The organism is Nonlabens sp. Asnod3-H03, assembly GCF_045063665.1.
In the GTDB taxonomy this organism is placed as follows: Bacteria; Bacteroidota; Bacteroidia; order Flavobacteriales; family Flavobacteriaceae; genus Nonlabens; species Nonlabens ulvanivorans.
Genome location: NZ_JBEFOD010000007.1, coordinates 325,708 through 341,476 on the forward strand (window position 1 = coordinate 325,708; position 15,769 = coordinate 341,476).

The following is a 15,769-nucleotide window of genomic DNA, read 5'->3' on the forward strand; positions in this document are numbered from 1 at the left end:
TTATTTATTCCATTCATTTTCAAAATCACAACCTTTAAACTCTGCGCCAATCTTAATATAAGTGTCTTTGAGTTTTTCTGATTGCCATTTCCTAATTGCTTTTACTTGTTTATCTCTTAAAGCAATATCTTTAATTTTAAGATAATCTAAAGCATAGTCTGCTTTGTGATCTTTTATCTTATTGATGACATAAATAATTTTAAATGTCTCACGACCTATCTGATCTTTTTCATCTATAATACCACTTATATCTCCTTTTTCAAGAAAAATAATCTGTCTAGTTAAATCTTCAGAAAGTCTGGTAAGATCTAATCGTGCTTCACCAGTATTGGGATTAATTAATTTCCCACCATTCTTTGCGGTTTCTTTTTCATCACTAATTTCTCGTGCGGCTTGATCAAAAGTAATTTCTTTTAAAATTATTCTATCTCTCATCTCATCGAGTTTCTGTTTTGCCTCATTAACCTGAGCAACAGAAATATATGGATATAATAGTATATGACGTACATCTCTTACTTGTCCCTTTACCTTCTCTACTTTTAAAATATGCCAACCAAAAACAGTTTCAAATGGTTCGCTTACTTCTCCTTCGGTTAATGAAAAGGCTGCTTCTTTAAACTCTTTTACAAATTGATCTCCTCTTTTCAAAGAAATAATACCACCTTGACGCTCTGTTGCTACGTCTTCAGAGAACAATGCAGCTTTTGCTGCAAAACTAGCTCCGTTTTCAAGTACATCAGTACGGTAATCGTTTAGTTTATCTACCACATCTTTAACAGCATCATCACTAGGTTTAGGTTTTACTACTATTTGAGCAATCTCAACTTCAGTATTAAATAATGGACGTTCTTCTTCTGGTAGATTAAAGAAAAATGCTCTTACCTCTTCTGGCGTAATTTCCACCTCTTCAGTAATACGCTGTTGCATACGTTGCGCTAGTTTCATATCTCTAGTGATACGATTTAATGCAGACCTTAATTCTGGCATGCTACTTTTTTGATATTTCTTCAACACGGCATCTTCACTTCCTAGAATACCTTTAAAATATGCAATACGTTGATCAGTCTCTGCCTCTACTTCTTGATCACTGACCGTGATACTATCTTGTACTGCATGATGAGCAAACATTTTTTCACGCAATATACTCTCAATCAATTGACAGTCTGACAATTCACCTAAGTCTTGATCTCCTTGAATTTCTAGAAGTTGTTTTTTAATATCTGAATTAAGGATAACATAATCACCTACAACACCAGACACTCCATCAATAAGCTCTCTTACTTGTACCACAGGTACTGGTTTTACCGAGTCTATTTTTCTCATAGCCAACAGTACTTCTTCTTTTACCTGCTCATCAGACATTTGAATTGTATCTGTTTGTGCAATAGAAGCTTTCGCGAAAGCGAGACCTAAAATAACCAGAAGGTATTTATGACTTAATTTGAAATTTCTTACTCTTGATAGCATCATCTAATAAATCTTTTTCTAATTTTTTAATGTAATTAAGTTTGCGCCTATTGAGCAACACTTGTTTTATTGTAGGTTTTACGTAAGATAATGGTGCATTATCACCGCGACGCAGTACATTATTGAATCGCACCAAATATACGCCAACGCTATCTTCTAATTTCCAATATTTGTTATCTTTTATGTAACGCTCTTCATTTGAGGGCGTGATTGTAGTGACTCTATTAAAAACAATATTTTTCTGAACCCAGATACTATCATTTAAAAAATGACTTTTGAATCCCAAGGATAGACTATCTAACTTTTTAAACGCGTCAATCGAGCCTTTATTGAATAATTTATCGACCATATCAACATCTGTGTACAATGGATCTAATTGTATATAACGGAATTGCACTAAATCCTCGTTGAGTTTAAAATCCTTTTGATGTTGTTTAAAATAATTTTCTATGGCTGCAAGTTTAATAACCGTATCTAAATTTTGCTTGGTGAGCTCTTGCTTATAAGCTTGTGAATAAAGTTCAAAGCGATATTTTTCAATAAGCTTATCTAGTTGTTCTTGCTGCGATAGGGAAATATTTTTGCGAGCATTTTGCATTAACAATCGCTCAGTTGCCCAGTTATTAATATAACTAGAGACTATTATGGTACTATCTTCTTTGGTATATTGTTCTGGTAATAGATTTTCAATATCTTCTTGAGAGAGATAAGCATCACCGGCTATAACTACAGCATCCACAGGCTGTGCTTGCTGAAAATACTCACAAGAGCTAAGTAGCAATAAAAAAGCTATGTAATACAATAGTTTATGCATCTTTTGCAATCGCTTTTTTGACTTTTTTAAAGGTCTTTTTATTCACCTTAATAGTTCTACCATTTCTAAGGGATGACATCCAATCTTTTTCTAATTGTTGCTGGTAATCATTAATTACTGCACCACGAGCCTCATCAAGTGTTTTTTGAGAAGGTTCTAAAATCTCCTTTACAAGAATTACTTTATAGAATCCTGTTTTCTCATCATAATAAATGGATGAAACGCCTTCTTTAACTTCAAAATTGTCTGGAATGCGATTATAATTTTCTTCAACAATCCCATTAGACATCATTACCTTAGTACGTCCATCGATATTGAATTGTTTTTTAATCTCTTCTCTAGAGGTTCCGTTTTTTAATAATCGCTGCACTTCTTGAGCTACTTCTTCTGTAGTATTTTGTGTTAAAACAATATCTAACCTACGTTTCCATTGATACTTACTTTTATGTAAATCATAATAAGCCTGTTGACCTGTAGAATCTTCTTTTGCCTTATTCCAAATTTTAGTTTCTAGTAAATCAAAAAGTAATAGACCTTCTTTATACTCATCATAGATAAAGGCAAAGTCTTTATTTTCATTTTCTAAATTTTTATCATAATAAGCTGCAATAGATTTATCGATAAAATCATAATAGAACTTTTGTACCTTTTCTTCTTTACTACTATAATTTGTAAAATCCTTTTTCTGACGGCTCATAACGTCTTTGTAGAAATCTGCATAGGTGATTTCTTCATCTTTAATAGTAAACATTTTCAAATCTGCCATCTTGAGAGCAGGATCATATTGCCAGCTATTACTTAAAATAGAATCTGAAATAACTTCATTTAATTTTTCAAGTACCTTCTCTGATCTTTCTACCTGATACTTTTCTCTAAGACTTTTATTGAATGAGTCTGTAATCTTGCGAGCTCTAGGTGATTTTCTAATTTTCTCTCTTAGTGATGGTGCAAGATCCTCATAACTACCTACTGGATGTTTTTCTATAAGCTTAACAATATGCCATCCAAATTTTGATTTAAAAGGTGCAGAGTATTCACCTTTTTCTTTTAAACCAAAGGCGATATCCTCAAAAGTAGTGGCATTTAATCCTCCTGTTCCAAAACGATCTAATTTACCACCACGCGATGCAGAGTTCATGTCGTCTGAAAACTCTCTTGCTAGTTCTTCAAATCTACCCGTTTCTTGCAACTGTTTATAAACATCATTGATACGTTTTTCGGCGGTTTTTTCTTCAGCATCTCTAGCGTCAAAAGTCATGATGTGTGCAACGGTAACCTCACCTCTTGCTGGTCTATCTTCAAAAACCTTAACTATATGATATCCAAAGTCTGTTCTGAAAACTTCAGAATGCTTCCCTACCTCAGTGTCAAAAGCAGCATTTTCAAAAGGATAAACCATTCTAAAAACACTAAACCAGCCTAATTTCCCTTCATTACCAGCACTCGGGCCTTCGCTTTTAGTACGTGCCAGTTTAGAAAAATCTGCTCCATTATCTAATTCATTTTTAATTGCGTTTATTTTATTCCACGCTTTTAATGTATCCTGTGGCGCATCGCCTGGCCCAACTTTAACTAATATGTGACTGGCCTTTACTTCTCTTTTTTTACGATCATAAGCTTCTCTTATCAAGGATTCTGTTACATCTGTGTCTGTTAAGTAGGCTTGTGCAAGACTTTGTCTATAATTATTAAGCTCTTTTTTATAAGACTCTTTAAGATCCAGATTCATTTCATAAGCCTGCAATAACTTTAACCTGTAGTCTATATAAAGGTCTAAGTAATTATCGATATCTTTTTGAGAATCATCTTGTACAATGTCTAGATTTTTGAGATAAACTCTCATAAAAGTCCCAGCATCATAGGAATTACCGTCTATAGTAAGTAATGTTTTATCTTCAAGTTCTTGAGCGACCGCTATCGAACTTATAAAAAGTAATAGTATCGTAAAAAAACGTTTTGTAGAAATCATATTTATTCTCTTTCAAGGCTAGCAAAAATAACCATATTTTAACCCTATACAAAACGCTTCTCTTTTCAACCTAGTATATTGATTTCACTTCTATTTTAACTAGGTATTTTAAAGCAGTTATCTAGTTAGTTTTTCAACATCACTTCGACATAATTCTTATGATTGAATGCACCCATCAAGTGACGATACCACAACCAATAGAAAAGGTTATGGAGCTTTTTAAAAATCAAGATTATTTTAAAGAGTGGCAAAAAGGATTAATAAGTTTTAAAAACCTTACACCTGACATAGGTCAATCAGGCAGTAAGCGCAGTATGAAAATTAAAGCTGCTGGTACTACTATAACAATGATTGAGGAAATAACCGCAATCGACTTACCACATTTATGGGAAGCTACTTATAGGACTAACGGTGTCTTCAATAAGCAAAGTAATCGTTTTCAAGAAAAGGTGATTAAAAAAGGTGATCAAACACAAAAGGTAACGGTTTGGGACAGTACTGCTACATTTACTTTTACAGGCATGATGCGTATTGTTGCAAAAGGGCGACCTCAAATTTTTACTAGTCAAACACACCAGCACATGGAAGATTTTAAGACCTTTGCAAGCACAATGTAAATCCATGGGAAGACAACTTAAACTGATTTGGGACTTTAAAGGTCCAGACGCACAGCGCACCGCACAACATCACGTTATCCATCTAGATGAGTTTATCGTGAGAGATAAAATTGCTTCTTTAGGCACTGGAGTAGAAAAAATAAATGAAAATCACTTTATAGCTTTTATGGGTATTGAAGAAGCTGCGATGCCACCAGTACGTGATGCGCTTAAACCACATCGTGGGCAGTTGTGGATGAGTTAATTACGCTTTCGCGAAAGCGTATTCAGTAAGACAATCAATACTTAATAATTAATCTAGCTGCTATTCTACTTTACATATGACTATTTATTGCTTAATTTTAAGTACTAAATTACAGCCATGGAAACGAATCATTTAAACTGGAATAAAAACGAGTTTCAGACGTATTTACTACTTTACTGTGCAAGTGCAGATCTTTCTCAAGGTGCAGAAGAATTACATTTCATAAAAGAGCACGTAGAGAAATCAGATTTTAGAACAATTCATAAAGTATTTAACAATGATACTGATTACCAAAGTCTTAAAAGGGTTCAAGAGTATGTAAATCATCACAACTTATCTAGTAAAGAACTTACAGATACTTTTAAAGAAGTGAAAACTCTTTTTAAAATTGATGGTGAATATGACTCCATGGAAAAGCATTTATTAAATATGCTTAAATCTTTACTAGAATAATGAGCTTTAGTCTTTTTGAAAAAATTCTAGATCCATCACAAATTGTAAGTGGTCAGGAGCTAGAATCTCGCTATCATCATATATGGCACATGGATGAACCATTGAAAGCTATCTGCCTTTTAATGCCTACTAGTACTGATGAAGTAAGTAGTATTATGAAGATTTGTTATGAGCACAATTTACCTGTTGTCGTACACGGTGGATTAACTAATCTTGTAGGTAGTACAGAAACGTATGGGAACGAGGTTGTCATTTCAACAGAGCGCTTAAATTCTATTGAAGAGATTGATGGCTCAAGCAGGACAATGACCGTACAGTCTGGAGTTATTTTAGAACATATTCATGAAGCTGCTGCAAATACTGACTTATTATTCCCTCTTAACTTTGGCGCTCGTGGTAGCGCGCAAATAGGCGGCATTATATCTACAAATGCAGGTGGACTGAGAGTTCTTAAATATGGTATGACCAGACAACTGATTCTAGGCCTAGAGGCCGTGATGGTAGATGGGACCATCATATCATCAATGAAAAAGATCATTAAAGACAACAGCGCCTATGATGTGAAGCAACTTTTTATAGGTTCTGAAGGTACTTTAGGGATTGTGACAAAAGCTATTTTAAAATTAGAAGAAGCGCCTAAAAGTAGAAATGCTGCTTATATTGGGTTTAACAACTATGAAAATGTAGTCGCATTTCTAAAATACATGGACAGTAATCTCGCTGGAAAACTGAGTGGTTTTGAACTTATATGGCGCAATAGTTATGAACAGATGACTAGCGTTAGTAATGCTGTTAGACCACCATTACCTTATGATTACAATTATTACGTACTTATTGAAGCTCTAGGTAGTCATCCACAAAATGATCACGCCGAATTTCAATCATTGCTCGAAGACGCTATTGAACAAGATAGAATATTAGATGCTGTAATGGCTCAATCACCTAGCGATATTGAGTGGTTTTTTAGAATTAGAGAGGACGTAAATAATCTCGTGGACTTTATGAAACACGATCAGCACTTTGACATTAGCTTACCTATACCGTTCATAGGTGATTATATCGCTGATCGTTATCAATCACTTGCTCAAATAGATGGTGTGGAGCAGATATATGCATTTGGCCACGTTGCCGATGGCAATATTCACTTCATGATAGGCAAGAGTAATCTAAATCGCGATTTAAAAAAGAAAATTGACCATTGTATTTATGACGGATTAAAAGCGATAGGAGGATCTGTAAGCGCAGAACATGGTATCGGCACTCATAAAAAAGACTATCTCAATCTATGCCGTACACCAGAAGAAATAGTTTTAATGAAGGCTTTGAAGTTAACTATGGATCCTAAAGGATTATTAAATCCTGGTAAAATTTTCTAATCGAGGTAGTTTTGTGTTACGCTTTCATTATTTTCTATATAACAGAATCGCGCTAATATATATAGTCCAAATAAATAGCTGCCTCGCTCTATAAAATAGAATCGTATTGGAAATAATTCATAATAGTAAGCTACCATCGCGGCAAAATCTGCAAATACAAAAGCAAAAGTAGCATACATCAAATAAGCAGAATTAAAGGTACTTCTCGTAGCATTTGAAAAACCTACTAATAAACAAGTAGTCATACCAGCGATTCCTGTAAGTAATAATAGAAGATACTCAACATCTGTACTTATCATTTCTTCAAAATTATTTACGTTATAAAAATGAAAAGCGATGTGCGTAAAAAATATGAATAGGAAAGAAGCATATTCATAACGTTTTATTTGATCCCATTGAATACTTTTCAATACCCATGAAACTATAATACCATAGACTAAGATACTAGCCGCTAGAAATAGATATTTTCCAAAATTAAAATCATAATAATAGAATCCTATACTAGATAATACCTGTAAGCAGTATATGAAGTATAACCATTTACTATAATGACCTATCGCTACAATAAAATATAGGAAAACCGCAAGTGTAGACAGTATTCTAGCCAGCCTAATATATTCAATATCACCTATAGCAATAACCACGATGTTAAAAACTATAAATAAAGAACTCAAAACTAACATTTGAGTTCTAATCGTTAAACTTTTAAACCATTTAAATAGGAACATACACTTACAATTTAGCGATTAACAACTTAATGAAGGTATTCTGTGCTAAACAACACAGTACTAGTAACTATAAATATCGGAAATATTTTAGTATTCCTAATTTGGTCGTCATAAAGCGCGATTAATTAATGATTATTATAAATACTATCTAATTAAAGAGAAATGCCCTTTATACATTTTACCATTTTCCCGTTTCACAATAAACCAATAATCACTTGATGGCAATGGGACGCCATTATAGGTTCCATCCCAACCTATCCCGTCAGCACTAATTTGCTTGAGAAGCTTACCATATCTATCATAGATATAGATTTCATTATTAGGTTCAAAACGACTATTTATTATCTGCCAGTAGTCGTGAAACCCGTCACCATTAGGTGTAAAATACCTAGGATGATATAACATAACTACATTTTGACTAACCGTAGAACAACCAGTAACATCACGCGCATATATTGTATATTCATCAATGGCTAATTGATTAAATACATTTGAGTTTTGATAATTAACGCCATCAATAGAGTACTCAAAACTGCCGACACCACTTACTTCAACGATAATAGAATTATCATTTAACGTCCAATCTTCAACAATAACATCCGTAATCTGTACATCAGTGGCAATAACGTTAAAGGCATAATTAGTATCACAACTAGTTACACCTTGAATACTAGAAACCGTTACACTATAAGAACCTGGTGTATCTATAACAATTCCTGACGAAGTTGCTCCAGTGGACCATAGATAATTATCGAATCCGCTACCAGCATCAACAGTTAGTTGTTGGTCATCACAAAGAAAATATTCTGGCTGCAACAATAACTGAGGACTTTCTAATAATTGAAGATGGAATGTAGTGGTATCAAAACAATCTTCACTACCTACAACACTCACACGCGCAATTACAAGTTGATTTAATGAAGTATTGGTATAATTTATAGGATTAGTAATGGGCATATCTGCAATTAAATCTGCTGTGGATTCGAAATAATCCACTCTTAACCCGTTAGGTCCTTGACCATTTAGTATACTAGCATTTTGACTAGTAAGATCAAAAGTCTCAACTCCATTTGCATCCGTATCGCATTGTATTAAGTCGTTTACTGAATTTGCTATAGGTGTATTATAAATTGTAATCACCCGATTTTCTATAAATAGCTGACCTGTTACAGCCTCTACAACACTTAAACTGACATTGTAATCACCTGCAATAGCATAACTATGGATAGGATTCTCTATGGCAGAAGTAGAACCATCACCAAAATCCCAAGAAATTGAAGAGTATGCTTGAGACAAATTAGCTGTAAACTGTGATGCGTCACCCACACAAACATTTTCTACAATAAAGCCAATGTCAAAATAGGACTGTACAAATGGCGGCAATCCTAATCGGGATATTTTATTATTTAAGGTTACTCCATTTGAAGAATAATTTGCAAGAGAACCTAATTCGTCTGGATTATTAATCACACCTAGTCCATCATATCCGTCTTGTGCGACATATATTTTACCGTCCTGCGCTAGTTGAAGGGAATTATTAGATCCTGTAACGGTATTTGAGGATTGAGAACCCAAAAACACTTTTGAATTATCAACATCTACAGCATTATAATTAATCAAATCAAATTGATAAACACCTTCAAAAGTTTCTGTGATATATAAGAATCTACTACGTGGACTGAACTCTACACCATAAATTTTAGAAGAATTTGTTCCCATATTGGTACCAAATGAGTTGATTTGAAAAGCATTGCTAAGCATTCCTGTTGTAGCGTCAAAATCTAAAAGTTCTAAAATCTCTGATTCATTATAAACAACAGCTACCTTGGTCCCATCAGGCGATGCCTTCATTTGACCTATGGTGTCAGCAAGAACAGTTACATTATTACCTACCGCACTAATAATAGGGTTAATATTAATACCATTGATATCAACTAGATAAGAAGTAAACTCATTAGAACCATATTTATGAGCAATTACCCACACATCCGTACCGTTTGAATGACTTACCGCTGTAATTTTTTCAGTTGTAGGATCATGTAACAAAATATTCTTATCGGTAGTAATTTCTCCTAATCCATTATCTAGTGACATATCTACAACACTGTATCTGAGGCCACCTGGCGCAGCAAGTGATTGAAGAGTAAAAATATAATATAGATTTTGATTCCCAGGATGCGGCACAATTAGACCAGATTGAGTGCTCGATGAATTACCTTGTAATTGGGAACCATTAGGCATTACTAGATGATCCCTATTATAAACACTTCTTCCATCTGTATAGAATCTAAGATTACCTTGAGAATCGGAGATAGCAGCGCAACCTTCGGCAGTATTTAAATTGCCGTTAACTAGAGCTACAGGCATGCCGCTATTAAAAGTTAATCCAGCGTTTTCTCCAAAATACCAATTACTAGCTTCATCTTGACCATTTAAAAAATTAAAGGTTAAAATTAGTACGATTAAATAAATGTAAGGTAATCTCAAGTTTAAGATGCTTTAGACATGCAATTCAATTGGTAAATCGCTTTCGCGAAAGCGAAACATCAAAAACCTAAACATAAAAAAGGTTACTCCTAGAAGTAACCTTTTTGAAAAGAATAATTGGCTATAGTATTACTCTTTAGACAATTTAATATTTTGCACGCCATCTCCAGAAGAGATTTTTGCAATATACATTCCTTGTGAAAGACCAGTTGCATCAAGATTTATAGATGTTGCACTACCTTCCTTTTGAGTTAATACTAATTTACCGGTAAGATCATAAATATTTACCGTATCGATAATTGTATTTGCTGACTGTATAGTCCAACTACTTTGAGCAGGATTAGGGTAAGCATTGAATACATTAAGTTTAAAAGATTCAGAGCTAAGTGTTTGTTGAGAGAAATAGATATTATCAACATAAATAAAATCAGACTGTAAATTACTTGACGCATCTATCTTCCATTGAAAGAAGTTTGCTTTTGAGAAACCTCCAGTACCACCAGTGCTTCTAGGAGCTGTGTTTTCAAAGAAAGAAAGTGGGATTTCAACATGAGTCCAAGCTTCTGACACAATAGCTTCTTGTGGTGCAGCTCCACCGATTTCATACCAATACTCAACGACAGCACCGTTATTATCAATCATATAAAATCTAATCTCTGTTGACATGTTGTCTGCCCAATAATCAAATTGTAAGAAGTTGTAGGCGCTTATATCAACAACACTATTTTTACCTTCTCCATAACCAGCAGCGGCTAGATTAAATTTAAAAGTATTATTAACACCAGAAGTTCCTAAATCTACAATATTAGATTGACCAAAATTATAATCGCGTGTCCAAAAGTTAGTATATCCACCTGTATCTGTAAAAATAGATAGAACCTCAGCTGCTGGAGCTGTAGGGTCTGGAGCTGCTGTTGCAGGTATAGGATCAACTGGAATCATAGCTCCATTAGGTCCTGTTATATCATCAATATAATATGTACCTGTAGCTGTATTACCAGGAGTTGAGTCTGTAAAGATTACAATAGTAGGATACTCATTACCTAAACCAGCTCCAAAATCAATGCTTACAGTTTGCCAACCCATCATATTAGTTGTAAACGTTAACTCAGTTGCTCCCGAAGTTCCACCTTCAAATTTCAAAAGGTGCGTTCTTAAGGTTGCATCTGGCGCCCATATTCTCATGGTAATAATGTTTGTTGCATCATTAGAAAGATCTACATAGGTATCTAAACCCATAGCTGCACCATCAAAATCTACACCTGCACCAATCATTTCAAGCACTTGATTAGTTGCATCTGTAGGATCTACAACTACGCTTGCTGCGGTTCCATTAAAAGCTCCAAAGTTGTCATCCTCTGGTACTTCAAAGTCTAATGGTAATGACTGTGAAAATCCTGCTATTGAAAACAAGAAAAGCAATAAAGTAATTTTTTTCATTTGATTGTTATTTAAAGTTTAATTTGAGTAATTAAATCTATAACAATAACGATATAGTTAATCATATTACACCCATACAATAAATCATCACTGCGTAATCTACGATCAAAACAAATTATAAAAACATAATTAAATCATTTACAGCTATTTACACAAGCTATAACGATTTCGAAAATCCATTATTTACTCTTCAAAACACAAAATGTTGTGGTAATGTTGAGTAAAACGGGACATAAATAAACTTTTAAAAACTCACTATTATTAATAATTAATTGAATATCCTCCTACTAGTACAATCATTAACTTTTACGTAAAATAAATAATATTAATATTGAAAGCTCTATCAATATGGTTCTTATCGTAGGTTTTAAGAATATCACTACTATTTGTTCATCAAACATTTAGTAGATATGTTCTATTAAAAAAAAATGGCTCCCTAGGGGAACCATTTAACAACATAAATAATTATCTAACTACTGATAAACTCTTATGTAATCTACTTCCATAGTACTTTCGACGAACGAAGGGTCTATTACACCACCAAAATCACCGCCCATGGCTATATTCATAATAAAGAAAAAATCTTTATCAAAGGGCAAAGTTGCATCGTTTGCAACTTGATGGAATTGTTGATCATCAACAAAAAACTTTATATCTGTAGCGGTCCATTCAAGCTTGTACACATGAAAATCTGTTGAAACTCCAGACACCATCAAGTTACCACCATCTGCATTACCTGCAAAGGCACCAGGATGATGAACAGTACCATAAATGACATCTTGATTATTACCTACGTGTTCCATAATATCCATTTCACCGGCGGCTGGCCAAGTATTGGTTTGATAATCTGAACCTAGAGTCCATATTGCTGGCCAAGTACCGCCTCCAGTAGGTAATTTTGCCCTAACCTCTACCGTACCATAGGTAAAGTCATATAGCCCTTCAGACTTTATTCTCGCAGATGTAAAATTAGAACCATTAAAATTTTCTGCTTTTGCTGTAATTTTTAAAACACCATTTTCAACTTTTACGTTATCTACTCTATCTGTATAAGTTTGTGACTCGTTATTTCCCCATCCATTGGTTCCAGTACCAAGATCATAAGTCCAGTTTGCGGGATCTGGAGCACCATCAACGTCAAATTCATCTGACCAAACTAAAGAACCTGTAGTTCCACCACTAGCTGCATTAGGATCATCTGTCGAGAAGATATGGTACCAGGCGAGGTCACCATTCATAATGGAACGCACAACTAATCGATTCTCAGAAATTTCAAGAATATCATATAAAGAAGAGTTTATATAATAACTCATAAATCCATCACCGCTAAATTGCATTGCAGTGCCACGCTTTTCATCGTCTGGCACAATTGAATCAGACGGTAGAAAAGTAACATTTTTAATACCTGAGGTATCGTAAGCATAACAGTAATCGAATCCATTAGAACCTCCGGCTACACCTTCAAACGAACCATTAAAATAGGTCTCTCCACCGTTCAATAATTCATAAGTGACGTTATCTCCATTTTGAGTAAAGACTAACTGATCCATATAAAGACACATACTTTCTGGAGCGCCATTCTTCTCAAATGGCGTAGCACTATAAAATGCTGGGAAATTATTTTCTCCAGGATTTGCTGCATTTGGATCATTAGGACCTACTCCTAAATGCCCAGGTTCAGCAGCTGCCCAATACCATGTTTTAGATAAACCATCACCACCAGTTAAGAAGGTTTTAGCTTCTGCATCGTTAAAAGCACTAAACACATCTACTAAGACAACTTTGGAAGTTGAAACTCCGCCTGTGCCTGTTGCTATTACAGTAACACTATAGGTATTTACTCCAGGTTCTACAAACTGATGTGTAATTGTACCATCATAGGCAGATCCTGTACGCATATCTCCAAAATCATAAGTAAAGTTAATAGCATTATCTGCTGTTGCTGTAAAGTCTACTTTACCACTACCGTCACCATCAGGATTCATCGCATCCTGACCTTGTACAATAAAACTAACTTCAAGATTAGTGGGTGCTGTAATATCTCCAAATTGTAAATCATCTTCCTGACATGATAAAACTAACAGACTTAGAAAGGCTAAAAAATATATTTTATTAATAAGTTTCATAATGCTTTTATTAATTTGTTAATTCAATTTCGTCAAAATAGTAATCCGTTCCAGTTCCAGCGGTTCCAAAATCGAAGAAAACTACTATTTTTTGATAATCATTTGAGCTGTTTATTCCAGTGAAATCAAAAGTCAATTCCTCCCAGCCATTTGCTACCGTATTAGTAACGTCAACCTCTACATTGATATTAGAATCTGCAGAATTCTCTAATTTCATTTTCACAACAATACCTGATTGAGGAGACCAAGTCTTTAATTTGATTTTTTGTAAACTAGTAAAATCAATAGGAGCATCTAATTCAATAAACGAACCTGCCCAGACCTGTGAGCCTGAAGATTTATTAAGGTTTGCTACCATAGCTGTTGTGTTTGCTCCAGTTGCATCTGGATTTGCTATTACTGACGTGGCTGCTCCACCAAAGTCAGTGAAACTGTAATTAAGTGTAGCGTCTTCAAAAGTTACTGGTAATTCTAAAGATGCCATTCCATCAGTCAAAGCTATATCGTCAAAATAGTAATCAGTCCCAGCACCAGCGTTACCAAAATCAAAAAACACAACTACACGTTGATAATTATTTGCGTTATTAACTCCTGTAAAATCGAATGTAAGCTCTTCCCATGCATTTGCAACCGTATTGACCACATCTACTTCTACATTAATATTAGGATCTGCTAAATTTTCCAATTTCATTTTTACAGTGATACCTGATTGAGGCGACCATGTTTTTATACTGATCATTTGCATTAATGAAAAATCAATAGGGTTATCCAATTCAATAAATGATCCTGCCCACACTTGTGATCCATTTGATTTATTTAGGTTCCCTACCGTAGCAGAAGTGTTTAATCCTGAAATATCCGGATTAGACACTAATGAAGTATTTGCTCCACCAAAATTATCAAAGTTGTAAGTTAGAAGCGTAGACTCAAAATCTAATGGTAGCTCTAAAGCTATAGGACTTTGATCTGTTAATTCAATGTTATCAAAATAGAATGTATTTGAGTTACCGGCATTACCGAAATCATAAAATACAATGACTTTTTGGTACTGTTGAGTAAGGTCAGCAGCAGAGAAATCAAAAATCAAAGTCTCCCATGAACTAGTGGCCGCAGTAGGTACATCTAATTCTGTACTAATATTAGAATCTAAAGCATTTTCTAACTTCATTTTCACAATAGCTCCTGCAGGTAGTGGAGACCAAGAATCTAATTTTATTTTTTGAAAAGTAGTAAAATCTATGGCTTCATCTAATTCAATAACAGTTCCAGCAAAAACTTGTGCTCCGGCTGTCTTTGTAGTTTCGGCAACAAAAGCGCTATTATTACCTGCGAGGTCTGGATTAGCAACTTTCGCGGAAGCAGCACCTCCAAAATCAATAAAATTATATGCAAGTGTCGCAGATTCAAAATCGATAGGTAGTAAAAATGGATCAATTATAGAAACAGTTTCAGTCCCCATAGTTGTAGCAGCACCACCACTAAATGCAGTAACCGTTACCACATAATCACCTATTGAATTGTATACATATCCTGTCTCACCGTCTGTAGCAAGGTTTTGTGCAGGTAATGTTGCATCCTCGCCAAAAGTCACTTCAAACATGGTTGCAAAATCTGCTGTTGCCGAAACTACTATTCCGAAACTAGAATTAGGGTCATCAACTATGCTAATAACAAGATTTTCTGGCGCTCTAAAAGAAACCAATAAATCTTTCGTAATTTCAGATATTTTACCATTTATTGAAGTAGCTACCAGTCGAATTGGATAATTACCTTCTGAATAAATGCGCTCTGCACTTTCACCTGGAAGTAATTCTATAGACTCTTCAGTATCATCGCCATAATACAATTCGAAAGAAGCAGCACCTGAAGCAGATGGTGTTAGTGTCACCATCCCACTATTATCTTGTAGAATATTGAACGTTATGTCCAGTTCTTGAGGTGCAGCTAAGTTTTGAACTTGTTCTGTAAGGTCGTCTTCTGTACAGCTAACTACTGCCATAATAGCTAATAGTAAAACACTTAAAAAATAGAATGTCTTTTTCATGTTG

The 15,769-nt window shown here is 34.4% G+C and carries 12 protein-coding genes; 4 read left to right on the top strand and 8 right to left on the bottom strand.

Annotated features, from left to right (window positions below; translation table 11 throughout):
- Genes ACJJVI_RS02975 through ACJJVI_RS02985 form a run of 3 tightly spaced genes read right to left on the bottom strand, consistent with a single transcriptional unit; the run spans position 1 to position 4,250 of the window.
- Complete coding sequence (locus ACJJVI_RS02975) at positions 1–1,470, bottom strand: peptidylprolyl isomerase (RefSeq protein ID WP_036579566.1); 1,470 nt, start codon at positions 1,468–1,470, stop codon at positions 1–3.
- On the bottom strand, positions 1,430–2,281 hold the full coding sequence (locus tag ACJJVI_RS02980) for a hypothetical protein (RefSeq protein WP_042249604.1): 852 nt from the start codon (positions 2,279–2,281) through the stop codon (positions 1,430–1,432). Before ACJJVI_RS02980 ends, ACJJVI_RS02975 begins: the two co-directional genes overlap by 41 nt.
- Entirely contained in the window at positions 2,274–4,250 is a 1,977-nt protein-coding gene (locus tag ACJJVI_RS02985; protein ID WP_042269800.1) for a peptidylprolyl isomerase, read from the bottom strand. Before ACJJVI_RS02985 ends, ACJJVI_RS02980 begins: the two co-directional genes overlap by 8 nt.
- Before the next feature lie 158 nt (positions 4,251–4,408).
- On the opposite strand from ACJJVI_RS02985, the gene ACJJVI_RS02990 reads away from it, so the two are divergent.
- From ACJJVI_RS02990 to ACJJVI_RS03005, 4 genes are all read left to right on the top strand, one after another.
- Positions 4,409–4,867: an SRPBCC family protein gene (locus ACJJVI_RS02990; protein WP_405350212.1), complete on the top strand. Its 459-nt coding sequence runs from the start codon at positions 4,409–4,411 to the stop codon at positions 4,865–4,867.
- A gap of 4 nt (positions 4,868–4,871) precedes the next feature.
- Positions 4,872–5,111, top strand: coding sequence for a hypothetical protein (locus ACJJVI_RS02995; protein ID WP_036579558.1), 240 nt, complete (start codon positions 4,872–4,874; stop codon positions 5,109–5,111).
- A gap of 117 nt (positions 5,112–5,228) precedes the next feature.
- Positions 5,229–5,564: a hypothetical protein gene (locus ACJJVI_RS03000; protein ID WP_036579556.1), complete on the top strand. Its 336-nt coding sequence runs from the start codon at positions 5,229–5,231 to the stop codon at positions 5,562–5,564.
- Complete coding sequence (locus ACJJVI_RS03005; protein ID WP_405350216.1) at positions 5,564–6,940, top strand: FAD-binding oxidoreductase; 1,377 nt, start codon at positions 5,564–5,566, stop codon at positions 6,938–6,940. The genes ACJJVI_RS03000 and ACJJVI_RS03005 overlap by 1 nt, the downstream gene beginning before the upstream one ends.
- Here ACJJVI_RS03005 and ACJJVI_RS03010 read toward each other — a convergent pair.
- The 5 genes from ACJJVI_RS03010 to ACJJVI_RS03030 all read right to left on the bottom strand — a co-directional run bounded on the left by ACJJVI_RS03010 (position 6,937) and on the right by ACJJVI_RS03030 (position 15,765).
- Entirely contained in the window at positions 6,937–7,668 is a 732-nt protein-coding gene (locus ACJJVI_RS03010) for a hypothetical protein (RefSeq protein ID WP_036579551.1), read from the bottom strand. The two genes, ACJJVI_RS03005 and ACJJVI_RS03010, sit on opposite strands and share 4 nt — an antisense overlap.
- 144 nt (positions 7,669–7,812) lie before the next feature.
- Positions 7,813–10,155, bottom strand: coding sequence for a T9SS C-terminal target domain-containing protein (locus ACJJVI_RS03015; RefSeq protein WP_042269798.1), 2,343 nt, complete (start codon positions 10,153–10,155; stop codon positions 7,813–7,815).
- 129 nt (positions 10,156–10,284) lie between these two features.
- Positions 10,285–11,595: a T9SS type A sorting domain-containing protein gene (locus ACJJVI_RS03020; RefSeq protein ID WP_042269797.1), complete on the bottom strand. Its 1,311-nt coding sequence runs from the start codon at positions 11,593–11,595 to the stop codon at positions 10,285–10,287.
- 473 nt (positions 11,596–12,068) lie between these two features.
- Positions 12,069–13,721: a family 16 glycosylhydrolase gene (locus ACJJVI_RS03025; protein WP_405350219.1), complete on the bottom strand. Its 1,653-nt coding sequence runs from the start codon at positions 13,719–13,721 to the stop codon at positions 12,069–12,071.
- Between the two features lie 10 nt (positions 13,722–13,731).
- Positions 13,732–15,765: a hypothetical protein gene (locus tag ACJJVI_RS03030; RefSeq protein ID WP_152556238.1), complete on the bottom strand. Its 2,034-nt coding sequence runs from the start codon at positions 15,763–15,765 to the stop codon at positions 13,732–13,734.
- Positions 15,766–15,769: the final 4 nt, after the last annotated feature.